Annotated in this window: 24 protein-coding genes; 14 read left to right on the top strand and 10 right to left on the bottom strand. The window is 34.8% G+C overall.

Going from position 1 to position 26,906, the window contains the following annotated elements:
* Positions 1-140: 140 nt before the first annotated feature.
* Positions 141-1,385, top strand: coding sequence for an NAD(P)/FAD-dependent oxidoreductase (locus ACFO3O_RS18250; RefSeq protein ID WP_379981499.1), 1,245 nt, complete (start codon positions 141-143; stop codon positions 1,383-1,385).
* A 332-nt stretch (positions 1,386-1,717) separates the two neighbouring features.
* Positions 1,718-4,270: a DUF6923 family protein gene (locus ACFO3O_RS18255; protein WP_379981501.1), complete on the top strand. Its 2,553-nt coding sequence runs from the start codon at positions 1,718-1,720 to the stop codon at positions 4,268-4,270.
* 77 nt (positions 4,271-4,347) lie between these two features.
* Here the strand turns inward: ACFO3O_RS18255 and ACFO3O_RS18260 are convergent, their stop codons facing one another.
* The 8 genes from ACFO3O_RS18260 to ACFO3O_RS18295 form a co-directional block, all read right to left on the bottom strand.
* Complete coding sequence (locus ACFO3O_RS18260; RefSeq protein ID WP_379981502.1) at positions 4,348-4,632, bottom strand: DUF427 domain-containing protein; 285 nt, start codon at positions 4,630-4,632, stop codon at positions 4,348-4,350.
* Between the two features lie 125 nt (positions 4,633-4,757).
* A complete protein-coding gene (locus ACFO3O_RS18265) occupies positions 4,758-5,723 on the bottom strand; it encodes an L-histidine N(alpha)-methyltransferase (protein WP_379981504.1) in 966 nt (321 codons plus the stop codon).
* A 36-nt stretch (positions 5,724-5,759) separates the two neighbouring features.
* Positions 5,760-6,920, bottom strand: a complete 1,161-nt coding sequence (gene egtB / locus ACFO3O_RS18270) for an ergothioneine biosynthesis protein EgtB (RefSeq protein WP_379981506.1) — start codon at positions 6,918-6,920, stop codon at positions 5,760-5,762.
* 149 nt (positions 6,921-7,069) lie between these two features.
* Entirely contained in the window at positions 7,070-7,537 is a 468-nt protein-coding gene (locus ACFO3O_RS18275) for an energy transducer TonB (RefSeq protein WP_379981508.1), read from the bottom strand.
* A gap of 22 nt (positions 7,538-7,559) precedes the next feature.
* Positions 7,560-7,976: an energy transducer TonB gene (locus ACFO3O_RS18280; RefSeq protein ID WP_379981510.1), complete on the bottom strand. Its 417-nt coding sequence runs from the start codon at positions 7,974-7,976 to the stop codon at positions 7,560-7,562.
* Positions 7,977-8,027: 51 nt separating this feature from the next.
* A complete protein-coding gene (locus tag ACFO3O_RS18285; RefSeq protein WP_379981512.1) occupies positions 8,028-8,435 on the bottom strand; it encodes an energy transducer TonB in 408 nt (135 codons plus the stop codon).
* 32 nt (positions 8,436-8,467) lie between these two features.
* On the bottom strand, positions 8,468-9,292 hold the full coding sequence (locus ACFO3O_RS18290) for a thymidylate synthase (protein ID WP_379981514.1): 825 nt from the start codon (positions 9,290-9,292) through the stop codon (positions 8,468-8,470).
* 593 nt (positions 9,293-9,885) lie between these two features.
* Complete coding sequence (locus ACFO3O_RS18295; RefSeq protein ID WP_379981516.1) at positions 9,886-11,610, bottom strand: helix-turn-helix domain-containing protein; 1,725 nt, start codon at positions 11,608-11,610, stop codon at positions 9,886-9,888.
* Between the two features lie 383 nt (positions 11,611-11,993).
* Here ACFO3O_RS18295 and ACFO3O_RS18300 point away from each other — a divergent pair, with 383 nt between their 5' ends.
* Positions 11,994-12,182: a hypothetical protein gene (locus ACFO3O_RS18300; RefSeq protein WP_379981518.1), complete on the top strand. Its 189-nt coding sequence runs from the start codon at positions 11,994-11,996 to the stop codon at positions 12,180-12,182.
* Between the two features lie 210 nt (positions 12,183-12,392).
* Here ACFO3O_RS18300 and ACFO3O_RS18305 read toward each other — a convergent pair whose 3' ends face one another.
* Complete coding sequence (locus ACFO3O_RS18305; protein ID WP_379981520.1) at positions 12,393-12,638, bottom strand: hypothetical protein; 246 nt, start codon at positions 12,636-12,638, stop codon at positions 12,393-12,395.
* 114 nt (positions 12,639-12,752) lie between these two features.
* Positions 12,753-14,474 (bottom strand): helix-turn-helix domain-containing protein, encoded by a 1,722-nt coding sequence (locus ACFO3O_RS18310; protein ID WP_379981522.1) that lies wholly within the window; start codon positions 14,472-14,474, stop codon positions 12,753-12,755.
* Between the two features lie 296 nt (positions 14,475-14,770).
* Between ACFO3O_RS18310 and ACFO3O_RS18315 the strand changes: the two genes are divergently transcribed.
* The 11 genes from ACFO3O_RS18315 to ACFO3O_RS18365 all read left to right on the top strand — a co-directional run bounded on the left by ACFO3O_RS18315 (position 14,771) and on the right by ACFO3O_RS18365 (position 26,903).
* Positions 14,771-15,421, top strand: coding sequence for a hypothetical protein (locus tag ACFO3O_RS18315; protein ID WP_379981524.1), 651 nt, complete (start codon positions 14,771-14,773; stop codon positions 15,419-15,421).
* 108 nt (positions 15,422-15,529) lie between these two features.
* Positions 15,530-15,811: a hypothetical protein gene (locus ACFO3O_RS18320; RefSeq protein WP_379981526.1), complete on the top strand. Its 282-nt coding sequence runs from the start codon at positions 15,530-15,532 to the stop codon at positions 15,809-15,811.
* 245 nt (positions 15,812-16,056) lie between these two features.
* Positions 16,057-17,730, top strand: a complete 1,674-nt coding sequence (locus ACFO3O_RS18325) for a helix-turn-helix domain-containing protein (protein WP_379981528.1) — start codon at positions 16,057-16,059, stop codon at positions 17,728-17,730.
* Positions 17,731-17,901: 171 nt separating this feature from the next.
* Positions 17,902-18,075 (top strand): hypothetical protein, encoded by a 174-nt coding sequence (locus tag ACFO3O_RS18330; RefSeq protein WP_379981530.1) that lies wholly within the window; start codon positions 17,902-17,904, stop codon positions 18,073-18,075.
* Positions 18,076-18,296: 221 nt separating this feature from the next.
* Positions 18,297-18,443, top strand: coding sequence for a hypothetical protein (locus ACFO3O_RS18335; protein WP_379981532.1), 147 nt, complete (start codon positions 18,297-18,299; stop codon positions 18,441-18,443).
* Between the two features lie 103 nt (positions 18,444-18,546).
* The gene (locus ACFO3O_RS18340) at positions 18,547-18,693 is read left to right on the top strand and encodes a hypothetical protein (RefSeq protein ID WP_379981534.1); all 147 of its coding nucleotides are present in this window, start codon (positions 18,547-18,549) and stop codon (positions 18,691-18,693) included.
* An 87-nt stretch (positions 18,694-18,780) separates the two neighbouring features.
* Positions 18,781-20,007 carry a lanthionine synthetase C family protein gene (locus ACFO3O_RS18345; RefSeq protein WP_379981536.1) on the top strand — a complete coding sequence of 409 codons (1,227 nt, stop codon included), beginning with the start codon at positions 18,781-18,783 and terminating at the stop codon, positions 20,005-20,007.
* Between the two features lie 340 nt (positions 20,008-20,347).
* Positions 20,348-22,495 (top strand): lantibiotic dehydratase family protein, encoded by a 2,148-nt coding sequence (locus tag ACFO3O_RS18350; protein WP_379981538.1) that lies wholly within the window; start codon positions 20,348-20,350, stop codon positions 22,493-22,495.
* A complete protein-coding gene (locus tag ACFO3O_RS18355; RefSeq protein ID WP_379981540.1) occupies positions 22,488-23,375 on the top strand; it encodes a thiopeptide-type bacteriocin biosynthesis protein in 888 nt (295 codons plus the stop codon). The genes ACFO3O_RS18350 and ACFO3O_RS18355 overlap by 8 nt, the downstream gene beginning before the upstream one ends.
* A gap of 27 nt (positions 23,376-23,402) precedes the next feature.
* Entirely contained in the window at positions 23,403-25,595 is a 2,193-nt protein-coding gene (locus ACFO3O_RS18360) for a peptidase domain-containing ABC transporter (RefSeq protein ID WP_379981542.1), read from the top strand.
* Positions 25,596-25,610: 15 nt separating this feature from the next.
* Positions 25,611-26,903: an HlyD family secretion protein gene (locus ACFO3O_RS18365; protein ID WP_379981544.1), complete on the top strand. Its 1,293-nt coding sequence runs from the start codon at positions 25,611-25,613 to the stop codon at positions 26,901-26,903.
* Positions 26,904-26,906: the final 3 nt, after the last annotated feature.

Raw genomic sequence — 26,906 nt, forward strand, 5'->3', positions numbered from 1 at the left:
CCCATTAACCCATTAACCCATTAACCCATTAACCCATTAACCCATTAACCCATTAACCCATTAACCCATTAACCCATTAACCCATTAACCCATTAACCCATTAACCCATTAACCCATTAACCCATTACCACATTACCACATTGAAACATTGTATCATCATAGGCGGCGGGATCATAGGATTATCCTGTGCGTATTTTCTTCATAAATCGGGACATCAAGTCACGGTAATCGACCAATCTAAAATGGACGGTGGCGCTTCTTATGTAAATGCAGGATATTTGGCGCCTAGTCATATGATTCCATTATCAGCCCCTGGCGTTATGAAACAAGGCATCAAATGGATGTTTGATCGTAAGAGTCCGTTGTACATTAAACCTCGACTTAATTCAGACTTAATTAAATGGAGTTGGGCTTTTAATAAATCCTGTAACGCATCACATGTTGAACGAGTGATTCCGATAATGCGTGAAATTGCTGTGATGGGTCGTGATTTATATGATCAAATTAAGCAAGAAGAGGGTTTTGATTTTCAGCTAGAGAAAAAAGGCTTATTCATGCTTTGTCAGACCGAGCAAACCCTTCATCATGAGTTAGAATTGGTAGAAATAGCTCATAAAGAAGGTTTGGTGGCTCGTGGCGTTTCGGCAGCAGAGGTACAGCAAATGATGCCCGATACCACGCTAGATATTGTGGGAGCTACGTATTTTGAGTGTGATCACCATACGACGCCAGGTGCCTTTATGAACGAACTCAAAACCTATTTAGTCAATGCAGGGGTGGTGATTCGGCAGGAAGAAAAAGTGGTGGATTTAGGGGTTAAAAATGGTGAGATCACTTTCGTGAAAACGGATAAAGAACAACTCAAAGCAGACGAGTATGTGCTTGCAGCAGGATCTTGGGCGAGTATGCTTTCGCGAAAGCTAAACATTCCACTGCTCCTTCAAGCAGGAAAAGGGTATCGTATAGAAACCACAAGACCTACTGGAATTACGTATCCCTCTATTCTTGCTGAAGCTAAAATTGCGATTACTCCGATGAGCGGATGTACCCGTTTTGCCGGAACGATGGAAATTGCAGGCATTAATCAACGTATCAATACTCAGCGGGTAGACGCGATTGCCGAAGGGGTACAGCGGTACTTTCCAGAAGTTTCTGTCACGCCAGAAGAAAAAGCACAAGCGGCAAGCGGACTGCGCCCAGTATCTCCAGACGGGATGCCGTATATAGGGAAAAGTACCAAGTGTAAAAATCTAACCATTGCCACGGGACATGCAATGATGGGTTGGAGTTTAGGGCCTTCGACGGGAAAACTTGTACAGGAAGTGATCGATGAGGTCACTCCGAGTATGGATATGGCCTTGTTTCATCCGGACAGAAAGTTTTAAAACTTGAGATGTCTCCTTGAGTGCAGTCGATACCTATCTGACAAATCTCAGACCTCTCGACTGTAGCTTGTCTTGAGTTAAGACGAAAGGCTCGAGGGGACAGCGTGATCCACTGTATTTGTTTGGTAAACAACGTGTTAGGCTCCTGTTATTATGATTGTTGTTTAGCTACTTCGACAAGCTCAGCATACCATTTCGCGAAAGCGGGAAACTTCTGTAGACAATTCAACGCTTCAAAAATACCGTTCGTCTATAGTTCCTGATTGCCTACCGATTTTAAAAAAATAGCGTATTTCTTCCCGCTACATTTGATCTATATTAACAGATAGGCCATGAAGAAACAACTACTTAGCGTATTACTATTTTTTACCATTGTGACGCAAGCACAAGACATTCCTTTTAACTGCGATGATAATGCCTATTTATTTCAGTATAATGATGTGTATGCGATCGATTTAGCTTCTGGAAGTTCTTTTCTGGCAGCCGAAAATGTCACCGAAGGAAATATTAATGCCGCAGGCTATAATCCAGCCGATGGATATATCTGGGGATTTCTCGCATCACCTTCAAAAACGATTGTGCGGATTGGTAAAAATTTTACGACCACTACCTATTATATAGATGAATTGCCAACGGGCAATAATTATATAGGTGATGTGAGCTCAGGCGGAATTTATTATTTAAAATCAGGCGGAAGTACGTACCATAAAATAGATGTAAACCCAGCGTCTACAAATTATGGAGGGTATATTGCTACAGAAAATTTATCTCAAAGTATTAGTATTCACGATTGGGCATTTAATGCAGCAGATGGATATTTATATGCTGTAGAAAAAGGGACGAATATATTATATAGAATAAACCCTTCCAATGGGATTTTACAGTCCTTGGGGGAGGTTCCTATTTTATCAGGCTTTAACTATACGTATGGTGCGGTGTATTTTGATCTTTCAGGACGTTTTTACGTGTCTGCCAATCAAACAGGAACCGTTTATGTGATTCAAAATGTGCAAGACTTAGATGGTGTAAATGCAATAGACTCTAATTTATTTGCTTTTGGCCCTTCTAGCTCGAGTAATGATGGGGCACGCTGTCCTACGGCACCTGTAGCTCAAGAGATATGCGATAATGGAATAGACGACGACGGTGACGGACTTATAGATTGTGAAGATCCATCATGTTCTGGATACGGAAATTGCGAAGTGGTTGAAGCGCCTACCTCTAGTGCCAATGATGGAGGTTTGGAGAGCAATAATCGGCTTTCTGATGCGATTAATAAACGTTCCTACAATCGGGCTAAAACAGGCTACAGATTTAATAGGGAGACTGCAGAACGTGTGGAAAAGAAAACAACGTACGGCCATAAAAGTACTAGTGAAGCGATTCAATTGGAAGATTTTATTCCTTTGGATGTGATTGCAGAAGAATATGTGGTAGAATCGAGTCCCACAGATCTTTTAAACATTACAAATGCAACAGAGATCTACTCGGTAGATTATATTAAGGAAGATCTGTCAGTGGCTTCTATTCTTGCTATTAAAACAGAAGATGGGGTATATGAACACACCAAATACATCTGTGATCGTTTACTGGGAGCAGAGTTACTATCTGTATCTACCATAACGATTAATGAACAACCTTTTATCAAATCCCTTATAAAAAATGTAGACGGTACGGTTGAATTTGTGTTAAGCCTTTCGGCGAAAGTGATCACAAATGATACTGAATTTGCGATTGAAAGTCATTGGAATTTGGATCAATATGAAGAAGATGCAGCTTTTTATAACTTCCAGATTTGGTCGAATTCTATTGATGATTTATACCTTTTAGGAGAAGAAGTGCTTCGTCTATTGGATATTGAAAAGCCAATCTCTACGTATGCTACTTCAACGCCTCCCACTGTTTTTGTGAGAAAAGGAGTGTATGTACAGGGCGGGTTGGATGTACAGATTATAAACACCAATGAAACTCAGGAAGTAACTTTTGACGCAGGAATTCGTGCCACAGAAACAAGTGCTATCGAGGTAATGACCTCTACGATAGATTTACAAGGAAACTATAGTACAGAAGTAACTATAGCCACTGGAAACCTTTTTGATATAGGATTTAGAATAGGTGATGGGACTAACACTCCGGATGATTTATTCATGTCTGATGGTCCTTGGGGAATAGATGATAGCCAGCCTACGACTACCATACAAGAATACATGATTTCTGAAAATACGGAGAGCTTTGATTCAAGTGATTTTCCTGTAGAAAGGAATGTACACTTAGAAGCAACTACAAACGCCTATGTAGCTGCCTACAGGGCATTAACCCCACGGTTTCAAGCTGTAGATGTGTCTGATTATATGAGTTTTGGCGTACGTGCAAAAGGTACAGGAAATCTAGAAATTACGTTTGTCAAGCAAAGTATTGATGCTTGGGAAGATCAGTTCAAGCAAACGATCACACTCACCGATACGTTTCAGGATTTTATCATTCCTATCAATAGTGTTGTGCTGGATGATGTTGTGACGATTGTTTTTACGATGGTTTCAGAAAACGGACAGCTAGTTACTAAAGAAATGGATATACAGCATGTGCGTTTTACGGATGAAACTTCGTTGGCTACTGAGACTTTTGAGAGGGCAAGCACGACGCTCAGAAATTATCCAAATCCTTTTACAGAAAGCACCACCATACAATTACCTCAAGGGATGAACGCGACACAGATGACCGTATATAATATGGTAGGCCGATTGGTCGATCAAAAAGAAATAGCGACACAGGTTGGTAACCAAACCCTACGTTATAACGCACCGCAACTTGCTAAAGGAATGTATGTCTATATGATTATAGATGATAGACAACAATCGATGCATGGACGTTTTATAATTAAATAATAGAGAATAGTTTTTAAGTTGTTTTTATGGTGAAAAACTTCCGTAGGGTGAAATCTGCGGGAGTTTTCTATGTATACTTATGATGCTACAACGCTTACTCCTTTCCAAAAAGCAACACGGTTTTTAATTCCTTGTGCTAGTTCGCTTACTTCAGGATAAAACCAAGCGGCATCTATATTTTGTTTTCCGTCAACTTCTATGGTGTAGTAATGTGCTTTTCCTTTCCAAGGACAAACAGAATGTGTCTCACTAGATGTGTAAAATTCTTTTTTGATACTTTCGTGTGGGAAATAATGGTTTCCTTCGATCACGACGGTATCGTTACTTTCTGCAATTACAGTATCATTCCAAATGGCTTTCATAGTGTTTTTTTGTTTCTGCAAAGAGCAGTTTTAGTTGCTTTTTGCAATGATTATTAGATATATACTGGTATCTTTCTTTTTCTGTTATTTTGAAAAGGCCTAGGGTTCACTTACGTGAAAACGAACTACTTCTTTTTAAAAATATAATTTTTGTAATAGTGGTTGCTGTCTGTAAATTGATTTACCATGTGTAATCCAGATTCATTGGCTAGCCAACTCACAATATCATCATCATATTTTTGACTAATTTCTGTATGAATGGTTTCCCATGCTTTAAAGGGAACCTCGAGTTGTAGTTTATTAATCTGTACTGTTTGTTCTTTTTGGCTTACCAAATAGCTTTTTGCGGTGCCTGTTTCCGGATCATATACTTCCCAGTGTAAAAATTGATCTACATCAAAGTTGGCATCTAATTCTGTATTAATTCGATGCAATATATTTTTATTAAAAGCGGCGGTAATCCCTTCTTTATCATTGTAGGCATCAAGAATGGTTTGTGGATACTTCTTCTGATCAAATCCCATAAAAAGAAGGTCATTGTCATTCATCCCTTCTTGAATATTTGCTAAAAAGTCAATGGCTTGTGGGTGCAATAAATTCCCAATGTTAGATCCCAAAAAGAGAATCACTTTTTTACGGGTATTATACTGTGCAAGATTTTCTAACACCTCAAAATAGGTCCCTTGTTGTGGTTGAATATCAACATTAGGGATTTCTTTTTGGACACTTTCTTTTAAGCCGTCGAGTACATTTTGACTGATGTCGATGGGCAGGTATGAAAAATCAATTTTGTTGTCTGAGAGGTATTTTAATAATACTTTGGTTTTCTTTCCATCTCCAGCGCCTAATTCGATGAGATCAAACCCATCTTCTCCTTGAAAAGCAGCACTGATTTCCTCTTTTTGTAAAGCAATGATTTCGTATTCGCAATCCGTAAGATAATAGGTTGGCATTGCCATAATATCTTGAAAAAGTTTATCTCCTTTTTTGTCGTAAAAGTATTTTGAGGATAATGATTTTGGAAATGAAGAAAGGCCTTTTGCAACGTCTTCTTCAAAGGTAGATGTATATGTTTTTGTTTTTATAGTCATGTAGTAATGGTCGTGATTAGTGTTTTGATCTTTCAATTATTTTACAAGTCGGATGCCTGTGTATTGCCAGCGTAATCCTGTTTGAAAGAAATTGCGATAGGTAGGTCTTGTGTGTTGTATAGGTGTAGCCACAGATCCTCCTCGGAGTACTTTCTGATTGACCATAAACTTACCGTTGTATTCTCCCAGTGCTCCAGGTTCTTTTTTATATCCAGGATAGGGGAGATAGGCGCTTTCTGTCCATTCCCACCGCTGTCCCCAGTTAAAATGGGACTGAGCTACTTCCCATTCAAACTCGGTAGGAAGTCTCATGTCTTTCCATTGTGCATAAGCAAAAGCCTCAAAATAGGAAATATGAGATAAAGGCGCTTCTGGGTTTATTTTTTGGAGTCCTTTCAAGGTATATTGATGCCATTCTCCATCGATGAGGTGCCAATATAAAGGCGCTGTGATTTTTTGTGTTTGTACCCAGTCCCAAGCTTCGGCATGCCACAGTAAGGGTGTTTGGTATCCTCCCGCTTCTATAAAAGCGATATAGTCTGCATTAGTGACTAGTTTGTTTGAGATCTCAAACTCATGGAGGTATACTTTGTGTCTTCCTAGTTCATTGTCATAACAAAAATCAGGACCTTCATGGCCGATTTCATAAATCCCTTCAGTAATTGAGATCCATTTTTGAGGTTGTGTTTCTATTATATTTTCAGAGAATTGACCATCATACACAGGCATTAAAGGATTATTGCCTAAGATGTATTTAATATCTGTGAGTAGGAGTTCTTGATGTTGTTTTTCGTGATGGATTCCAATGGTAAGAAGCTTTGTGATTTCTTCATCTATACCTTCTTCTAGTAGTTCGATTAACGCTTCTGTTACATAGTTGCGATAGGCATACACTTGAGAAACCGTAGGTCTGGAAAGATTCCCTCGATCTGTACGAATGACACGTTTTCCTATACTTTCATAATAGCTATTAAATACAAAAGCAAAGTCATCACTAAAAATGGTGTATCCGGTTTTGTGATGTTTTAGGATAAATTCTTCAAAAAACCAGGTGGTATGGCCTAAGTGCCATTTGGGCGGGGAGACGTCTACGATGGGTTGTACCACGTAATCTTCCGTTTGTAGTGGAGCACAAATGGTTTCTGTGTGGGCTCGTGTTTCTTTAAAAAAAGTAAGGAGTGTTTGGGTTTTGATCATAGCAAAAGAGTGACTATATATGGGTCACTCTCAAAGTTACTAATTTTATACGCTTTCGCGAAAGCGGACACACGTTAAGACATCGTTAAAAAGTCTTTTGGGGTAGAAATATTAAAACCTTACCTTTTTTTCTTGCGCTTAGAGTTGTCTTACTTATCTATTTTGAAAGTGATCGGCAATGAATACAAAACGCCTACGTTTTTCCCTTTTTGTTGTCCTGGGATCATTTTAGGAAGCATTTTCATCACCTTAATCGCTTCTTTTTCTATTTTTTTATTTGGTGCACGACTTCTAACATTTGTAATACGGCCTTTTTTATCAATCTTAAAGCTCACAAAAATTCTATGTGTGCCCGGGGTAAGACCTCTTGATGCTTTTTTAATATTAAAATTTTGGTTTACAAACGCAGAAATATTTTCAGACATACATTGTTTAAGCATCCCATTATCATCTCCAGTACATCCAGGATAAATCGGAACTCTCTCAATCACCGCAAAAGGAATGTCTAGAGGTACATTATCTTCTGTTATTTCAACAATTTCTACTTCCTCTTGAGCAACTAGTGCGTTTATTGGAATAAAAAATATAATAAAAAGCAACAGGGTGACTTTATTCATAATCGATGTTTATTATGTGGGTTTATTCCTTAACACAAAAAATCATAGGAAAATTATATAATACAGCTACACTTTTTCCTTTCTGTTTTCCTGGAATCATTTGAGGGAGTTTTTTAATCACTCGGATAGCTTCATTTTCTAATGATTTATTTTGTGCCCTTACATTTATATCTGTAATATATCCTTCTTTATTAATTATAAAGCGTAAAAACATTCTAATACTTCCAGGTGGATAATTTTCAATTGATTTAATTTCAAGGCTCAAATTTTCAGTTATAAACTTAGAAACAGCATTGGAGAAACAATTTTTGAGTTCCTTATTATCTTTTCCAGTGCATCCTTGATAGACAGGTACTTTTTCAACAGTATCAAAAGGGATATAGCCAATTACACAACTTTCAGTTAGAGGAACATTATCTATGTTTTTTTGTGCAATCAAAGTATTTGAAAACACAAAAAAACATAAGACAATAGTAAAAAAATTCATGTTTTAAAACGTAAACGGAAGTTTGTACTTACGTACTTCTGGTGTTCCTCCTGAGTGGCCTGGTTTTACATCGGGCATTGACATGATTTTGCGTTTAATTTCTGCTTGTAATTCTGGAGAACCCCCTTCCATGCCTTTAATTTCTGGACGTCCTTTGGTGTTTATAATCATATCTACCACTACACGCGTACCACTTTTGTGTCCTGCTGGAAATTTAAAACCACGAATCACGTGATTTGCCAATTTTTGTCTAAAACAATTATTTTTTTGATTGATAGAGCCATCACATCCTGGCCATGTGGGAGGTACTTCGCTAATCGTAAGTGTGGTGGTACGTTTCATAGACACTCCTTCTTGTGCAAAGGAAACGGTACTTACTAATACAAAAAGAGCTAGGGCTAATTTCTTCATTTTTTTGATCTGTTTTTTAGTTTATGAGTTGGTTATACTGCAACAGCTCCTTTAATATGTGGATGCGGGTTGTAGTTTTCCAGGGTGAAGTCATCAAATTTGAAGCCAAAAATGTCTTTTACCTCAGGATTTATTTTTAACGTGGGTAAAGTACGGATTTCTCTGGACAATTGTAGCTCGACTTGCTCAAAGTGATTACTATAGATATGTGCATCACCAAAGGTATGTATAAAATCTCCAGGTTCATAACCACAGACTTGTGCAATCATCATGGTGAGTAACGCATAACTTGCGATATTAAAAGGAACGCCTAAGAATATATCGGCGCTTCTTTGGTAGAGTTGGCAACTCAGTTTTCCATTGGCTACATAAAACTGAAAAAAGGCATGACACGGAGGTAGGGCTGCTTTTCCATTGGCCACATTTTCTGAAAATGATTTTGAGGTATCAGGAAGTACACCAGGGTTCCAGGCGCTTACCAGCATACGTCTGCTGTTGGGATTGGTTTTAAGGGTCTCAATGATCTCTGCGATTTGGTCAATTTCTTCACCATTCCAGCTACGCCATTGGTGTCCATACACAGGGCCTAGATCCCCGTTTTCATCAGCCCAATCATTCCAGATACGTACGCCATTTTCTTGTAGGTATTTGATATTGGTGTCTCCATTAAGGAACCATAGGAGTTCATAGATAATAGATTTTAAATGGAGTTTTTTTGTGGTGACCATCGGAAAGCCCTCAGCGAGGTCAAAGCGCATTTGGTATCCAAAGACACTCTTGGTTCCCGTTCCTGTACGATCTCCTTTTTCATTTCCGTTTTCAAGCACGTGTTTTATAAGGTCGTGATATTGCTTCATAATAACTTTCTGCGCTAGCAGGTTTCTTTTTTATTTCCGTACTTCGGCTATGCTCAGCAACAACTCCGGCGGAAATCTCGTTCATTCTTCTAATATATGCTTTTATACTTCAATTTACTTTTATAAACTTCACTTTCGCGCTTCGACAAGCTAGCTCAGCGTAAACTTCGCTTTCGCGAAAGCAAAAAACAAGCGACTTCAAAAAGTGCTCTAAAGTAAAAACACCTTCCGAGTTTTACAACGAAAGGTGTCTGTAATTATTATCGAGTTGTTAACGAAATAATTTGATTAATTAACAGTCTACGCGAGTTTGAAGCATTGTGCAATCATCCTTTTCAGAAGGAGGTGGAGGTGGAGGTAGAGGACAAAGAGTACCACCGTCTTCTGTTTTTGGAGTACAAGTTAGGACACTACCCCCCATTATAGAAGTAGGGTCCGTTAGTTTTGAAATCACTAACTTTTTTAGGGTAAGGGTTTTTTTTGATTTTTTCATAAAAATTATATGTTTAAGAATAATAATAGAAATCTACTTCTAATAATCTTTTAAATAGTAAATGTAAAACATGATATAATCGGAATTCTTAGAATCTCGACTAACTTGTTTCTTCCTTTTTAAGTTTTCTAATATAATATGAAGGTCTAATGCCTGTCTTATTTTTAAAGGCTCTCGCAAATGATTCTGCGGTGTTAAAACCTGCTTCTTCACTGATGGTTTTGATGGTGTACTTCTGTAATATTGTGTTTTCTATCATTTCTTTTATTATATAATCAATCCTGAGATTATTAATATAATTCACAAAGGATTTGTCTTTATGAGCATGAATTATTCTTGGTAAATACTTTGTATTTGTATCACATTTTTTTGCTAAAATGGTTAGTGTAATGTCTTTTTGTAGGAATCCTCTTTTTTCTTCAAATTGATCTAATTTTTTTAATACGGAAGTAACAGTTTCTTTATCGATACCTTCAAGGAGTAGTTTTGGAGCATTAGATGTATTAGGGTTAAGCGTACTTTTTTTTTCGTTTTTATTTAATTCTGAAATAATAGTATTGAATCGATTTTTATATTTCAGATGTCTTTTATATTGTAATATGAATAGTGTTATGAGAAGTAAAATAAAGACAATTAAGTACACTATTTTAACACTATTAGTTGTTGATTTATTTTCTAATTGCTCAATTAATATCTCTTTGCTTTTTAAAAGTTGTGGTACATCAAATTCAGCGTGCATTATATCAATCGTATTTATCTTCCTTGAAGAAATCGTTGCTATTAGTTGAGATAATTTAGTGACGGCATTGAGTTGTTCTTTTAAATTCTTCCTTTTTTTATTATACTTAATAAGGAACTCATAGGCATCTATGGTCTCTGGTATGATCGCTTTTGATTGTGATACTAAGGAATCTACTTTAGTGAAATATTCTTTAGCTTTTTCTTCGTTACTGTAAAGTGCTAATTGTGTTTTTCCTAGATATAATGTAGCAAGAATATAATGTTTTTGATTTTCAAGAGTAAAATTTATTTGTGAGTATTCTTTTATTAATAATTGTTCTGCTTTCTTATATTTTTTTTTAGCATAAAGATTGATTCCTTCATCTACTGCTGCTATGCTTCCATAGATAGGGGGTAATTGATGTAATTTGTCGCTAATTTTTTTATAGTAATGGGAAGCAGAATCATATTTTTTATTATGATGCATAGATTTAGCTATGGCTATTGTAGTTATTATACTTCCAATCGTATCTTTTGTATGTGTCTCATAGACAAGACATTTTTTATACAAAGACAAGGCCTCATTGTGTTTGCCTATTCGTTCTTTTATTAAAGCAATATTGTATAGTAAAGTGTATTCTGCTTTTTCTTTATTAGTATGTCTAGCAATCTTTAATGCTTTGAGATAATATTCTAAAGCTGCTTCGTATTCAAAATAGCTATAATAAACAGTACCTAAGTGTCTATATAAATAAATAAGATTTGGTTCATCTAAGGATTTTATATCTAATAAGGCTTTTTCAATAAAAGTATACTTAGCATCTTTATCTTTTGTAAAGCGAGAAAGAAGAATGTATCCTCTATGTCTTCTATAACCATTATCCTCATGTATTGCTTTTGCTAAGTAGCTATTTATATATCTGATGGAGGCAATGGTATCTGCCGAATTTTCATGAATTCTTAGTGATAAATAGTCGTACGTTTTATAAGATAGCGAATCGGGTAGTGTGTGTGATTTTTCTTCTTGAGAAGTTGCACTTACTATAAAAAAAAGGATAAAAAGTAATTGAATATAGTGTGCTCTAAGCCTAAATGCGCAAATCATTAATCAAAAAATATTTTTAGAAAAATAGTCATTTTATCTCAAAATGAGGTAAGCTTTAGACCTAATCCGATGTATGTTTACTATTTATTTTTTGCTTATCGTATCTGATTTTTAAAGACTGATTTTCTTTTTACGAATTCCAAGAATCTCGACTTTGAATTCTAAGAATTCCGATTTCTATCTCTTGGATTTTGTGTGAGATTCTCTAATATTTGAGCTGTTCATCATCCTATAATTACTAAAACAAGTATAGCAAATTATACTAGTTTTTATGATGAGAGCTCTATAAGACATACTCTAACCATAACTATTTTAAGAAAGTAGACATATACTTGAATGTCTCAAAATGATCAAGAATTCATGCAATTTAAAAACAAATAATTATGTTAAAATCAATTTCGAATTTAGGAAAAGAGCTAAGCAAATCAGAAAAAAAACAAATCAATGGAGGTTTTGGGGATGTTCTTTTTGATACGTGTAGTGGTATTACGTCTAGATTTCAATGTCTGAGTAAGCCGACTTGCGCTTGGAATGGTACTTCTTGCTACACAAAAACACCTCACATAGTGTAAGCTTAAGGGAAGTTAAAGTTTTTCGGTAATTGGCGGGCTAGGAATAGTTCGCCTTTTTTATACGTGTTTTATATGCTTTCGCGAAAGCAAAAAAAAGTGACCTCAAAAAGTTGTTCTAACGTAAAACACCTTCCAGATTTTACAATGAAAGGTGTTTGTTATTATTTAATATCTATTTGAGATATCTCAAGATGTACGTATGAATACTATTTAGCAACCTTGTTCGGTATTGATTTGTGTATTACATGGGAAACAAGACTTACAAGAAAAATAAAGAGTTTCTGGGCAGGTAGCAGTTCCTGTAGGACAAATATCTGGGTTTTTGGTGTGTCTTGTCGCTGCAATACCTCCGTCGTCAATGATGATTTCTCCTGTCCCTCCAATAATAGATAGTGGGTTATTTAATTTTGAGATGACCAATTTATTAAGGCTTAGTATTTTCTTTGATTTTTTCATTAGACATTATTTTTGTTTACAGTTTGTTTTTTTTTGATGAAACAAATCTATCTTTTTTGACTTGTAAAACAATAGTAAAATGACAGGTTTATATCGAAATTCCTGAAATTTCGACTAAATAATCGGTTCATTTTTGAGGTTTCTTATGTAGTAGGAAGGCTTTATGCCAGTCTTCTTTTTAAAGGCAGTAGCAAAGGATTCGGCAGTGTTAAACCCTGCTTCTTCGCTGATACTCTTAATGGTATATAGTTGTAATGTTGAGTTTTCTTTTAGTTCTTTTAATATATAATCGATCCTATGATCATTAATATAATTAATAAAGGATTTTCCTTTATGAATATTTATAATTTTAGATAGATACTTCGTATTTGTGTTGCATTTTTTGGCAAGTATAGAAATATTAATGTCCGTTTGTAAAAATTCTTTTTTAGTTTCAAAAGTTTTTAATTTTTTTAAGACTGAAGTAATGACGGCTTCATCAATGTTTAACTTTTGAACAGGAGTTGGAGTGATTTTATCTTCGATGACAGGAGTTTCTTTTTCTTTTTTATTGAGGTTAGAGATGATAGTATTGTACCTTTTTTTGTGTTTTTTATACCTCGTATATTGCATGATAAATAAGAACAAGAATCCTAAAATTAAAAGACCTAGATAGATTGTGGTCGTATTTGTTTTGTTTTCTAATTTATTGATTAGAGCTTGTTTGTTTTTAAGTAGTTGAGGGGTGTCAAATTCGGCATACAACCTATCTGTTGTTTGTATATGTCTAGAGGAGATCACTGTCTTAAGTTTTAAGAACTTATTTGTAATATCAAGTTGTTTTTTAAAATCTCCTTTGTCTTTGTAATAAGAAATAAGAAAATCATAGGCAGTACTAATCTCTGGTATAATGAGTCCTGTTGCTGTTTGTATAGAATCTACTTTTAAATAATAAGCTTTTGCTTTTTCTTTATTATTGTATTGGAGTTGTTGCAGTTTTCCTTGGTATATCTGCGATACTATATAATATGTCTGACTTTCTGGATTCATCTCCAGTTTTGAGGCACCTTTTGTCAAAAGTTTTTCTGCATCAAGATATTTTTTTTGATAGTATTGGTTGATGCCTTCATTAATACTAAGAATTCTTCCATAAGAAGGTAGTTTTTGATATGCGATATTTACAATTGTATTGTAATAATAGGAAGCAGAGTCATATTTTTTATTATTTCTAAGAGATTCTGCAATATTGATTACATTGGTGATTCTTCTTATAGTATCGTTAGGATATTTGGTATTTCCATAATTGAGACATTTTCTATAAAGTGTTAATGCTTCATCGTGTTTTCCTATTCCCTCTTTTACTTTAGCGATATCAGTAAGTATAATATATCGATATTCTTCAATATTAAATTTTTCAGAGAGTTCTAATGCTTTTAGGTAGTAGGTAAGAGCACTTGCGTATTCATAATAATCGTGATAAATTCCTCCTACATTAGTGTATACAGGAATAAGTTCTATGTTTTCTAATCCTTCGCTCTCAAGGACAGCTTGTTTGATAAGCGCTATTTTTTCTACTTTATCTTCTTCGTATGCAGAGAGCGTATTTAAAGTAATTGCTTTTTTTAGTTTGTCGTCTTCTTTGGTTGCTTTTGCTAAAGAGGTTTTTAGATATAATAATGAAGTGATGGTGTCTGTGTAGTTTTTTCGAAATTGTCCAAATAAATATGTGTAGGATTTATCTGCGAGAGAATCAGGTATTTTAAAGTCATTTGATTTCTGAGCTACACAAACATTAGATATGCATAAAAAGCATATGATTTTACTAAACCATTTTATGGTTTTTAGGGGAGTTACCATTCAGAATAATATTTTTTGTAAAATAATCAATTTAATTTAAAGCAATAATCATTATTCTTTTGTGCCTTATCATCAGGCTTACAATTTGATTTTTTGCAAATCAATTAATTATTTTAAGTTTATTTAAAAAACTGATTTTTAATTAGTTAAAATTATTTTCCTTCATAAAATTCCGTGAATCTCGACTTTAAATTCGCGGAATGTCGATTGCCTTCCCTTGTGTTAGGGTTAAAAAAAACCAACTTTTGACCTGTCCAAAACGGATATCATTTAATTAATCTTTTAAAACAAAAATTATGAAAAATTTTAAGTATTTATTTTTAGCATCAGCATTTACATTTGTAGTAAGCTGTAGTACAGAAGACGTTAACGAAACTTCTTTTGAATCAGAAAACATAGAGGTAATCTCTACGACAATCGATAATGGATCAATAGATAATCAAGCATCTATTAACACCTTACGTGTTGGTGATATTACATTTCAAACTAGTGATGATGGCACTGTAACTAGAAAACAACCAGGACAGAAAACATACACGATCATTAATGAGAGTTCAAAAACATCTTCTTTAGAAATTCGTAGAGAAAGAGGAAGTAATATGATACAAGAGTACGTAATTACTAATCCTATCACTAGAGAGTTTGTAAAACTAATAAACATAAAAGAGCACAAAGGGTATTATACATTTGACATGGTAAATGACTTAGGACTTTCTATTGAAAATGTAACTTTTGAAGGAGATCTTTCTCAATTGGAGCAAAGATGTCCTCCTTGTGTAGTGGTTATTGTTGGAGTTCTTGTAGATGCCGCAGTAGAGCTTCTTTCTGATAGCCCACTTGAAGAGTGTACAGCAGCAATGAACTTACTTACTTGCTCAAGTCCATATATGGAGTATGAAGAAGGGGGTTGGTTCTCAGGACCATCTTGTAGTGTAGGGTGTAACTAATAGGCCTATAGTTTTTAAATATAAAAAGGTAAGGTTTGGTTGAACCTTGCCTTTTATATCGTTAATATTTTAGTTTTTTAATTATTAAGATTCTATTGAGTTGAGAACATGGAGAAAATATTAAAATATACCAGAGCCATCCCATTAGCTTTATTGTATCTCTATTATCGTTTTTTAAAAGATGCAGTCATCGCTTCAATTTTAAAATTAGGAACACTTCTCCTAGTCCTTTTAATCTCTTTAAATATTTTTATTTATGTAAAATATCATACGCCAACAAATAGAACGACTCGTATCATGTCATATGTTCTCGGATTTTTAATTATAGGAATCATAACGATATTCTTTATTCATCTTTTTAAAAACTGGGAAAATAGTTCGTTTACATGACCATCATTATTGAAAAATGGATGGGTTTTTTAATAAAAAATTATTTTATGAGCTTAGTAGTCGTGGTGCGGTACTAAGCTTTTTTTGCTTTCGCGAAAGCGTATACCCCTCAATTAAAATTAGTTATTCCCTTTATTTCAAGAGGATATCTTAAAAGGAATTCTTATTTTTAAGTCCCTCAACCGACTTAAAATTTTATGATCAATTTTCCCCCGATACATAAAAGCTACTTAGGTAGCTTATGTATGCTTATTATTTTAGTATTAAGTACAGAAAATACGTTATTTGCTCAAGAGTCAGATTTGGATGACCTTAGCAAGAAAACAACCACTGAACTTCTCCAAGAAGTTTTAGAAATTACTCCCGAAAAACATACGATCTATGAACAAGAATTGCTCAAAAGGTCCATTGATGATGCAGAAAAAATAGATTTTTACACAGAGGTGGGTCGTGCTTTCATAGTACAAGGCAATTATGAGCTGAGTGATTATTATTTGAGAAAGGGTATTGCATATGCAGAGCGGGTTCAAGACTCTCAAAAACTAAGTAGACTGTACACTTTATTAGGGAATTCAAAATTAATGACTTGGCACAATCAAGAAGCATTAGACGCTTATTATAAAGCATTAGAATTTACTACAAAACAAGAAGGGATTGATGATAGAGTAGTTATTATACAGCCCAACATTGCGATCATTAGACGTAGAATGAAGCAATTGGACCAAGCGCTTGACGCATGCAATGAGGCTCTTGCAATTATTCCATATACCGCTTTTAACAATCAACACGATCATGTTAACTTATTGACTATAGTTTCTGAGGTTCATTTAGACTTACAACACTATGATACGGTTTTAAAATATGTAAATCAAGGTCTCTCCATGAGTAATGAATTAGATTACAAGAGAGGTCTCATTGATTTGTATACAAAAAAAGGAGCTGTTTATTTTTATAAAAAAGACTATGAGCAGTCATTGCAATATTTAAAAACAGCAGATCGAATTTATAGAGAAAGTAGTATAAATAATAAAACGTTTGTGATTAACATCAACTACTTTTTAGCAAACTGCTATGTAGAAAAAAAAGAATATCAAAAGGCAATTAATCAATTACAGCTCATTACAGGAATTACAGACACTGATGAGCGTAAAAATTACACGCGATTGATTAATGCATATAAACTAATGGCAGCCTCTTACGAAAGTATAGGGGACGACAAGAATTCTTCAGATTGGTATCGTAAATATGGAGAATTGTACAAGAAATATCAAGATAGTAAAGACGAACTTGTAAATACTATTTATGAAAAAGACACAAGTATCTTAGGAAAGCAAATAGAAACTCTTGAAGACCAAAAAGCAAGGCAAAAAAGAACAGCATTGTATTTTTTAATTCTACTTATAGCAGTTTCAGGGCTTTGTATATTTATAGTTTATTGGTATAAGAGAAAGCAACGAAGTAATAAAGCGTCTTTTGATAAGCTCCTTGAAAAAGTAAATGAACTTGAAAAATCTTCTAAACAAAAATCAAAACCAAAGGAACCGTCTCGAGAATTGATCATTGATGATCAAAAAGTAATTGAAGTTCTCAAAGGACTTAAACGTCTAGAACAACAAGAATTTTTCTTACATACGGATTGTAGTTTACGAACTATGGCCAAAAAAGTAAAAACAAACGCTACGTATTTGTCCAAAATCATAAATACACATAAAGGGGTTAGTTATAATGATTACATCAATAATCTTCGTATTGATTATGCAGTGAATCGTATAAAAAGTGATAAGAAATTCCGATCTTTTTCTATAAAGTCTATTGCTACAGAGTTAGGTTATAAAAGTGATTACTCATTTGCTAAGCATTTTAAGTCTAAAACTGGAATTAATCCATCCTATTATATAAAGCGCATAGAAGAAATCTAAAACTCAGTAAATCATATATATTCTAATAATTATACAGCCCTATTTTAAACAATTTAGGGATTGTGTATTATGTTACTAGAGAGATTGCGGTTACATTTAGAGAATACTTAAAGTTAGATTTCACACATTTTAAGTACGCAACTTATTATTAATTATTATAAATATTCTCAAATGAAAAGACAATTGAAAAACGTAATTAGACTTAATAAACTAACCATTGCTAGAATACAAACAAAAGGCATGAGCCAAATTAATGGAGGAGATTGTATCCCTACCAGTCATTGCCGTGGAGGTGAAGATGGGTTTTCAGATATGTCGTGTGGTCCTACAGTTGATATTCCATAAAATAGGCACATGTAAATCCCCAACGCTATCAATTTTGATGGCGTTTTTTTATGCCCTATTTTAAAGAATATAGGGGGGATATGTTTTTTAAATGGTTGAAAGTTAGGTATTTTCAAGTCGTAAAATTTGAAGGTAACATTACCTTTTCATTATATAGAGATATAAAGGGGATACCGAAAACCTTATAAATAGAGTAGGTCTTTATTAAACCAAATACAATCATGAAAAAGTCATTGAAATCATTAACACTAAACAAGGAAGTTATTAGTAATCTAGAGCTCAACAAAATCAAAGGTGGACATTCCGTATGTTGTCCAACAGATGGCCCCTTAAATAGTTGTCCTCCTCCAGGAGTGTATTGTTACTAAAAAAACATGAGGAATACTTAATTATTAAGTATTCCTCATTATGTAAAAGGGAATGCCGAAAACCTTATAAATAGAGTAGGTCTTTATTAAACCAAATACAATCATGAAAAAGTCATTGAAAGAATTATCATTAAAAAAAGAAGTTATCAGTAATTTAGAATTAAACAAAATTGAAGGAGGACACTCATACTGTTGTCCAACAGAAGGCGCTTTAAACACATGCCCTCCTCCAGGAATGCAGTGCTTCTAAGACCCTTCTTTTTTATTACATAAAGCTATCTTATATTTTAAGATAGCTTTTTTATATGTATATTTCATTTTCAAATATATAGGGTCAATGCGCGAACAAAAATTAAAAGATAAATTAGAAGAAATTAATAAAGAACTTATAAATAACGGATCGTTAGACTCTACAGATATTGGAGTGCTTTCTGGAAGTTCGGGGATTGCGTTGTTTCATTTTTATTACAATGCATATAATCCTAACGAAATTAGTGAAGATGCTGGGAGTGAGATTATAGCAACGATTGTAGGAACCATTAATGAAGGATATAATTTTCATACATTTTGTGGAGGAATTGCCGGCGCAGCATGGGTCATAGAACTTCTTAACGAATTAGAGTTTATAGAAGTTGACACAGATGGGCTTTTAGGAATACTAGATGAATATCTAAACCATATTACCAAACTTAACCAAAACGAAAATTTTTATGATTTTTTACATGGAGTGATTGGAATAGGCTATTATTTCTTAAAACGATATGAAAATACGAACTCATCAGTATCTAAGAGTAAGTATGAAGATATGCTTAAAGAGATCGTTTTACTCTTGAAAGAAAGAGCAACAAAGAGTGATGATGGTGTTTATTGGGAATCAATTCTTTTACGAGAAGAAGGCATAAAAGGATGTAATTTAAGTCTCTCTCACGGTCTGTCTAGTATTATTAACTTTCTGTCAAGAGTATCAAGTCATACCGCTTTATCTGAACAGGCATTGCCTCTCTTAGAGCAATCTATTAACCATCTACTCAAGTATAAAAAGTATCCAGCAAAAGAGCAGGGAAAAGGATCTTTGTTTCCAGATTGGATTACCAATGATAATGAGGAGAGCCAAAGTAGTAGACTAGCCTGGTGTTATGGAGATTTAGGTATAGGTATATCATTATGGCAAGCAAGCAAGGTGATACAAAATAAAGAAGTAAAAGAAACAGCTATACAGCTCTTAGAGCACGCAGCAACCCGGAGAGATATAAAAGAAACGCGAATTGTAGATGCAGGTTTATGCCATGGTGCCTTTGGGGTAATGCATATTTTTGATTACATGTACAAAGAGACTTCTAATAAAATTTTTAAAGAAGCTACAGACTATTGGATAGATTACGGACTCACTATCGATCATCATGAAGATGGCTCTGCGGGTTATAAAAAATGGAGAGGCGGTGACAATCCAACCTTTGAGAAAGAAAATAGTCTTTTGGAAGGAATCGCAGGGATAGGACTTTCTATCATATCCTATCTCCACCCAGAAATGACAGAATGGAATCAATCTTTAATGATTGGTTGATTTTTTGTACGCTTTCGCGAAAGCGAATACTGTCACACCACACACAATAAACATTTGTGTACTATTTTCATGAAAGTCTAAGAGAAGTTTAGCGCTATAAAATCTTTGATAAAAACAAAAATGAAATAGATAAGCGCAAATTATAAGTTATTAAGGTTTAATTGTAAAAACAATTAGATTAGATCGATATATTCTAGTATATTGGTAGTTAACTTTTTGAAAATAAAATTAACGATAAATAATAGCGCATTACAGAATGCAATACACCCATTTCCCCAAATACGTTTTAAGATCACCTCTACTCCCTCTCACTTTTTTCCTTGAGCTCACAAAAGATTCAATGTTAACGCAAGAATCACTTAAAAGTGCTTGTGAAGAACCGCACATCAAAGAAGCACTTTTTCTAGCGTCTCCTTCTTTATATACTGCTTTTGAAAAGTGGTTAGAAGGGAATACAACACTCGATGATAGTGAGCGTATGACCTATTCTATCCTTAAGTATTTGAGTAGGATGTCATCCCGATGTACTCCCTTTGGGTTATTTGCAGGGACAGCTGTTGGAACTTTTGATGAGGAAACGGATATTGTACTTAAATCAACAATAGAAAACAAAAGGCATACGCGATTAGATATGAATTATCTTGTCGCATTATCTCAAGATATCGTTAAGGATGAAGACATAAAAAAACAACTTCGCTTTTATCCTAATACAAGTATTTACAAAGCAGGAGACCAATTGCGCTATGTAGAGTACCACTATGAGAATAGCCGAAGAATGCACCATATAGTTGGGGTACAGCATTCTGACTACTTGCAAAAAGTGTTAGAAATAGCCAACACAGGAGCGACTCTCACTACCTTATCTGAATGTTTGGTTGATGATGAGATTACGTTGGATGTAGCTTCAGGATTTATTGAAGAATTGGTCAATAGCCAATTGCTAGTAAGTGAATTAGAACCTTCTGTGTCTGGCCCAGAATTTACAGACCAAATCATTCCTGTTTTAAAAAAATTAAAGGGGACAGAGAAACTTATTGAAAAGCTAGAGGATGCTCAAGAGAGCATAAAAAAGCTTGACACCAAGATAGGAAATCCTTCTTCAGATTACATTGATATAAGTGCCTCATTAGAAACCTTGGACACAGGTTTTGAGCTAAAGTATTTGTTCCAAACAGATATGTCTCTACATCCCAAGGAGAATACATTAAACAAGCAATTAATTTTCAAAGTGCGTCGTGCTATGCGATTGCTTAATAAGATGTCACAAGCGCCGAGCGAAACCTTGCTTTCTCAGTTTAGAAATGCGTTTTATGAACGTTATGAAGATAGAGAGGTGCCATTATCTCAAGCCTTAGATGTAGAGTTGGGAGTTGGATTTCTTCAAAATAAAGACTCCGGTGATGTAAGCGCACTTGTAGATGATATCATACTTCCAGGAAAACCTTCAAAAATAACTACAAAAGATCAAAAATGGAATAGCATACACATGATCTTACATAAAGAGTTGTTGCGTTGTTTGCGGGAAAATGAGCAAGTACTCACTTTGAAGGATGAAGATTTTAATGAATTTGATGAAAATTGGGATGACCTTCCGGACACCATATCAACCATGGTTGAAGTCATTACGGTTGATGGACAAGAGCAAATCATCATGTCTAGTGCAGGCGGATCAAGTGCTGCCAATTTACTAGGAAGATTTTGTCATAGCGATCCAGAAATTCATGAGTATGTCAAGGAAATTGTCGCTATAGAAGAACGTAGCAATCCCAAACGCATTCTTGCGGAGATTGTGCATCTTCCTGAGTCAAGAGTAGGTAATATTTTAATGCGCCCTGCTTTAAGAGGGTATGAGATCCCGTATTTGGCAAAGTCCGTTTTGAGTACCGAAGCGCAGTTGCCTCTTGATGATTTAATGGTTTCTGCAAAGAGGGATCGAATTGTTTTACGTTCAAAAAAATACAATAAAGAAGTGATTCCTCACTTAAGTAATGCCCATAACTATTCTAGTGGCGCATTGCCTATTTATCAGTTTTTGGCAAATATGCAAAGCCAAAATAAACGAAGTGGGATTGGTTTTAATTGGGGCCCATTTCAAGAAGATTTCCCCTTTTTACCTAGAGTGGTTTATAAAGATGTTGTTTTGGCATCAAAAACATGGAATATTTCTAAGTCTGATATTGAAGCACTTGAAAGTTCTCAAAAAAATATGGGTAATTTTCAGGAGAAATTGGAACTATTCATTAAAGAAAAGCAATTACCTCAATTTGTACTCTTGAAAGATAGTGACAATGAGTTGTTAGTCAACTTAAACAACCTTACAAGTGTTCAAATGCTATTGTCAACAGTTAAAAAACGAACACGATTTATATTGAAAGAGTTTTTGCATGTTGATCAAAGCATAGTTTCCGATGGGAACGCCTCGTATACAAATCAAGTCATTCTTTCTTTTTACAATGAGAACCTTTTAAAAAAAGCATCAGATGCCTAATACACAACGCACATTTATACCAGGAGATTCGTGGGTGTATTACAAAATATACACAGGAACAAAAACATCTGATATTGTTCTCGCAGAAGCGATCAAACCTATTGCAGAAGAGCTCACCGCAAAGGGGGCCATAGATAAATGGTTTTTTATACGCTATGCAGACCCTAAGCATCACATTAGAGTCCGTTTTCATTATAAAGATTCTGATGCTATTGGAATGATTATGAGAACGGTGTATGAGCGTTTAGACGCTTTCGCGAAAGCGGACTTAATCTGGAAAATACAAGTAGATACCTACAATCGAGAGATTGAGCGATACGGGGAAGCGCATATAGAAATGGCAGAACAATTATTTTCTCATGAGAGTGATATGATTGTTAATTTCTTAGATATGGTGGATGGAGAAGAAGGAGAAGAACTCCGATGGCTCTTTGCATTGAGAGCTTTAGACACGATGTTAGCAGATTTTGGGTACTCAGAAGACCAGAAACTGACTTTTATGGAGCGTCTAAAAACAGGTTTTGGATTGGAGTTTGGAATGAACAAATTTCTAAAGAAGCAATTAGATGAAAAATTTCGCGCAAAGCGAGAAAAAATAACTTTCTTTATAGATTTCAAAGCAGCAGATAAGCCAGAGTATGAACCTCTTTTAGAATTACTAGCATATAAGAGTGAGCAATGTAAATCAACTATTGAGTTGCTTAAAAAATCAGCTAGCAGTGATATGATAGATAGTTATTTAGGTAGCTATGCGCATATGCTTATGAATAGGATGTTTAGATCAAAAAATAGGCTTCATGAAATGGTGGTATATGACCTGTTATATAGACACCACAAGGTTGCATGGGGGATCAGAACATTTAAGAACAAAAAGAAGTAATTGTAGTTAAAAACAGACGTATATATTTTGAAGAAATTTCCTTTATATAAACAAGCAGATAGTAAAGATTGTGGGCCTACGTGTCTTAAAATGATTGCTAAATATTATAAGAAGGCTATTCCTATTCAATTATTGCGAAGTCTTAGTGAGACCACACGATCTGGAAGTAGTTTATTAGGAATGAGTAATGCCGCCGAAAAGATAGGTTTTAGAACTTTAGGGGTAAAAATAACACTCAATCAACTTCAAGAAGAAGTCCCACTTCCATGTGTACTTCACTGGAATAAAAACCACTATGTAGTACTTTATAAAATATCAAAAGGTGTTTTTCATATCGCAGATCCTGCACATGGAATTTTGAAATATACCAAAGAAGAACTCCTTAAATTCTGGATAGGTAATAACGCTACAGAAGCCACAGAAGAGGGAATCGCGCTTTTACTAGAAACGACTCCTAAGTTTTACGAAGAGCATTTTGATGAGGAAAAAAAGAATTTTGGTTTTGCCTTCATCTTCAAGTATGTATTTAGATACAAAAAGTTTATTGTTCAATTAATTATTGGACTACTTGCGGGGAGTTTATTACAAGTTGTTTTCCCGTTTTTAACACAAAGTGTGGTTGATGTAGGTATTAAAACAGGAGATATTAATTTTATCTACTTGATTTTAATCGCACAAGTTGCCTTGTTTATGGGTAGAACGGGAGTAGAAGTCATTAGAAGTTGGATTTTACTACACTTGAGTACACGTATTAATATCTCTTTGATCTCAGACTTTTTTATCAAATTGATGAATTTGCCTATTTCGTTTTTTGATGTACGTATGACAGGAGATATTTTGCAACGTATTAATGACCACAGGCGTATTGAGCGTATTTTGACAACATCATCACTTAATGTATTGTTTTCTATGGTGAACCTTGTTGTTTTTGGCTTTGTTTTGGCCTATTACAGCTTTCAGATATTTGGTGTCTTTTTAATAGGAAGCGTGCTCTATTTTTTCTGGATTGTTATCTTCCTTAAAAAGAGAGCCGATCTTGATTATAAGCGTTTCTCTCAAGTAAGTCAGGAACAAAGTAAGGTCATTGAGCTTATCAACGGAATGCAAGAAATTAAACTGCACAATGCCGAAAAACAAAAAAGATGGTCTTGGGAATTTATGCAAGCCCGCCTTTTTAAAATCTCTATAGAGAGTCTAGCTTTAGAGCAATATCAAAGTGTAGGTTCTGGATTTATCAACGAACTTAAAAATATTTTAATCACTATTTTATCAGCAACCTTGGTGATTGATGGAGACCTTCTTTTGGGAGAAATGTTTGCGGTAACGTATATCGTAGGGCAACTAAATTCCCCTATTTCACAATTAATAAGCTTTATAAGAGAGTTACAAGATGCCCGTATTTCATTAGACCGTCTTGGAGAGATTCATAATAAAGAAGATGAAGAAGGGGGTGAGGACACAAAAATAACAGAGATTCCTAAAAATGCAGATTTTGATATCAAGGATATCTCTTTTAGGTACATAGGAGCAGACGTAAAGGTGCTTAGTGACCTTAGCCTACACATACCTGCTAATAAGGTAACGGCGATTGTAGGAGTGAGCGGAAGTGGTAAAACAACCTTAATGAAGATTCTTCTTAAGTTTTATGAGCCTAGTGAAGGACAGATAAAAATTGGAAGCGCCGACTTACAAAATATCTCTCAATATTCTTGGAGGGCTTCCTGTGGGGTGGTGATGCAAGAAGGATATGTTTTTAATGATACGATCGCTAATAATATTGCAGTGGGTGATGATTATGTAGACAAGAAAAAACTAGCCCATGCCGTAGATGTGGCAAATATCAAAGAGTTTATTGAGTCATTGCCATTATCGTATAATACCAAGATCGGAATGGAAGGCGTAGGATTGAGTACAGGACAAAAGCAGCGACTCTTTATTGCAAGAGCGGTATATAAAGATCCTCATTTCTTGTTCTTTGATGAAGCTACTAGTGCACTAGATGCCAATAATGAAAAGGTAATTATGGAAAAACTCGATGAGTTTTTTAAGAATAGAACCGCTGTTGTTATTGCACACAGATTAAGTACGGTTAAAAATGCAGATCAAATTGTAGTATTGGATCAAGGAAAGATCGTAGAGGTGGGTACGCATCAAACACTCACCCGTGCAAAAGGGTTTTATTATAACTTAGTAAAAAACCAATTAGAATTAGGATCATAAAAAAGAAGTGAGATTATGCCAGATCAGATAGACGACATAGAATTACGTAGTGAAGAGGTTCAGGAAATCTTAACAGAAGCACCCAATTGGATGATCCGATGGGGAAGTGCGCTTTTTTTGGGGTTGATCGTGTTGTTGCTTGCGATCTCTTGGTTTATAAAATATCCAGATATTATCCCATCGCAAGCGATTATTACCACCCAAGTTCCTCCACAAAAAGAACGCGCGAGAAGTACAGGAAGGTTTTCTGCTATTTTGGTAGAAGACAATCAAAAAGTGACCAAAGGTCAAGCATTAGCTGTGATAGAAAATACAGCCAACTATGAGCATATTTATAAACTGAAAGAAACGTTAGACACCATCTCATTACAAAATGATGACTTCTATTTTCCGTATGAAAAATTACCGTTAATGTCTCTTGGAAATATAGAATCTGACTATGCCGTTTTTGTAAATAATTATTTGTTATATCAAATCAATAAGGACTACCAACCTTTTTCTAATCAGGTAGTTGCTAATCGTATTTCCATTTCAGAACAAAATAGAAGATTGAAGGTCGCAGAGGCACAACGTCAATTAAACAAGGCAGAATTAGAACTCGCTAAAAAGGAAAAAGAACGTTATGAAGAGTTGTATACCAAGGGAGTGATTGCAACTTCAGAAATAGAAAGAAGAAGAATAGAGTATTCTCAGGTAGAACGTAATTATAAGAACTTAGAAGCTTCGATATCTCAACTAAGAGAGGGTATTAGTGGTGCACAGAGTACATCAAGAGGAACAGAAATTAGTGGTATTAGAGAAGAAAAAACACTATTGATTACAGTGATTTTGTCTCTCAATCAATTGAAGAAGAGTATTAGAGATTGGGAGCTTGCCTTCGCATTAACCTCTACAATGGATGGGAAAGTGTCTTTTCTCAATTTTTGGAGTGAAAACCAAACGGTTAATGCAGGAGATATAGTATTTACCGTGATTCCTAAAGACGGCTCTGAGTACATTGCAAAAATGAAAACCCCTGCTCAAAATTCTGGTAAAATAAAAGTTGGGCAAAAGGTGATTTTACGCCTAGAAAATTATCCTGATACTGAGTTTGGAACGCTAGAAGGCACCATTACTAAAATGTCTGTCATCACCGATGAAGATGGCATGTATGCCATAGACGTGGCTTTACCAGATACTCTAGTAACTACGTTTGGTAAAGAAATTGATTTCCAGCAAGAGATGCGGGGTGTTGGAGAAATCATTACAGAGGATTTGAGACTTATCGAGCGCTTCTTTTACCAAGTGCGTAATATCTTTAAGCGATAATCG

The organism is Dokdonia ponticola, assembly GCF_042653865.1.
GTDB lineage: Bacteria > Bacteroidota > Bacteroidia > Flavobacteriales > Flavobacteriaceae > Dokdonia > Dokdonia ponticola.

Bases quoted from the DNA above. Each gene is read 5' to 3' on its own strand.
- ACFO3O_RS18255 (WP_379981501.1), top strand. From the start codon at position 1,718: ATGAAGAAACAACTACTTAGCGTATTACTATTTTTTACCATTGTGACG.
- ACFO3O_RS18260 (WP_379981502.1), bottom strand. From the start codon at position 4,632: ATGAAAGCCATTTGGAATGATACTGTAATTGCAGAAAGTAACGATACC.
- ACFO3O_RS18265 (WP_379981504.1), bottom strand. From the start codon at position 5,723: ATGACTATAAAAACAAAAACATATACATCTACCTTTGAAGAAGACGTT.
- egtB (WP_379981506.1), bottom strand. From the start codon at position 6,920: ATGATCAAAACCCAAACACTCCTTACTTTTTTTAAAGAAACACGAGCC.
- ACFO3O_RS18275 (WP_379981508.1), bottom strand. From the start codon at position 7,537: ATGAATAAAGTCACCCTGTTGCTTTTTATTATATTTTTTATTCCAATA.
- ACFO3O_RS18285 (WP_379981512.1), bottom strand. From the start codon at position 8,435: ATGAAGAAATTAGCCCTAGCTCTTTTTGTATTAGTAAGTACCGTTTCC.
- ACFO3O_RS18290 (WP_379981514.1), bottom strand. From the start codon at position 9,292: ATGAAGCAATATCACGACCTTATAAAACACGTGCTTGAAAACGGAAAT.
- ACFO3O_RS18295 (WP_379981516.1), bottom strand. From the start codon at position 11,610: ATGATTTGCGCATTTAGGCTTAGAGCACACTATATTCAATTACTTTTT.
- ACFO3O_RS18300 (WP_379981518.1), top strand. From the start codon at position 11,994: ATGTTAAAATCAATTTCGAATTTAGGAAAAGAGCTAAGCAAATCAGAA.
- ACFO3O_RS18305 (WP_379981520.1), bottom strand. From the start codon at position 12,638: ATGAAAAAATCAAAGAAAATACTAAGCCTTAATAAATTGGTCATCTCA.
- ACFO3O_RS18310 (WP_379981522.1), bottom strand. From the start codon at position 14,474: ATGGTAACTCCCCTAAAAACCATAAAATGGTTTAGTAAAATCATATGC.
- ACFO3O_RS18315 (WP_379981524.1), top strand. From the start codon at position 14,771: ATGAAAAATTTTAAGTATTTATTTTTAGCATCAGCATTTACATTTGTA.
- ACFO3O_RS18320 (WP_379981526.1), top strand. From the start codon at position 15,530: ATGGAGAAAATATTAAAATATACCAGAGCCATCCCATTAGCTTTATTG.
- ACFO3O_RS18325 (WP_379981528.1), top strand. From the start codon at position 16,057: ATGCTTATTATTTTAGTATTAAGTACAGAAAATACGTTATTTGCTCAA.
- ACFO3O_RS18330 (WP_379981530.1), top strand. From the start codon at position 17,902: ATGAAAAGACAATTGAAAAACGTAATTAGACTTAATAAACTAACCATT.
- ACFO3O_RS18335 (WP_379981532.1), top strand. From the start codon at position 18,297: ATGAAAAAGTCATTGAAATCATTAACACTAAACAAGGAAGTTATTAGT.
- ACFO3O_RS18340 (WP_379981534.1), top strand. From the start codon at position 18,547: ATGAAAAAGTCATTGAAAGAATTATCATTAAAAAAAGAAGTTATCAGT.
- ACFO3O_RS18345 (WP_379981536.1), top strand. From the start codon at position 18,781: ATGCGCGAACAAAAATTAAAAGATAAATTAGAAGAAATTAATAAAGAA.
- ACFO3O_RS18350 (WP_379981538.1), top strand. From the start codon at position 20,348: ATGTTAACGCAAGAATCACTTAAAAGTGCTTGTGAAGAACCGCACATC.
- ACFO3O_RS18355 (WP_379981540.1), top strand. From the start codon at position 22,488: ATGCCTAATACACAACGCACATTTATACCAGGAGATTCGTGGGTGTAT.
- ACFO3O_RS18365 (WP_379981544.1), top strand. From the start codon at position 25,611: ATGCCAGATCAGATAGACGACATAGAATTACGTAGTGAAGAGGTTCAG.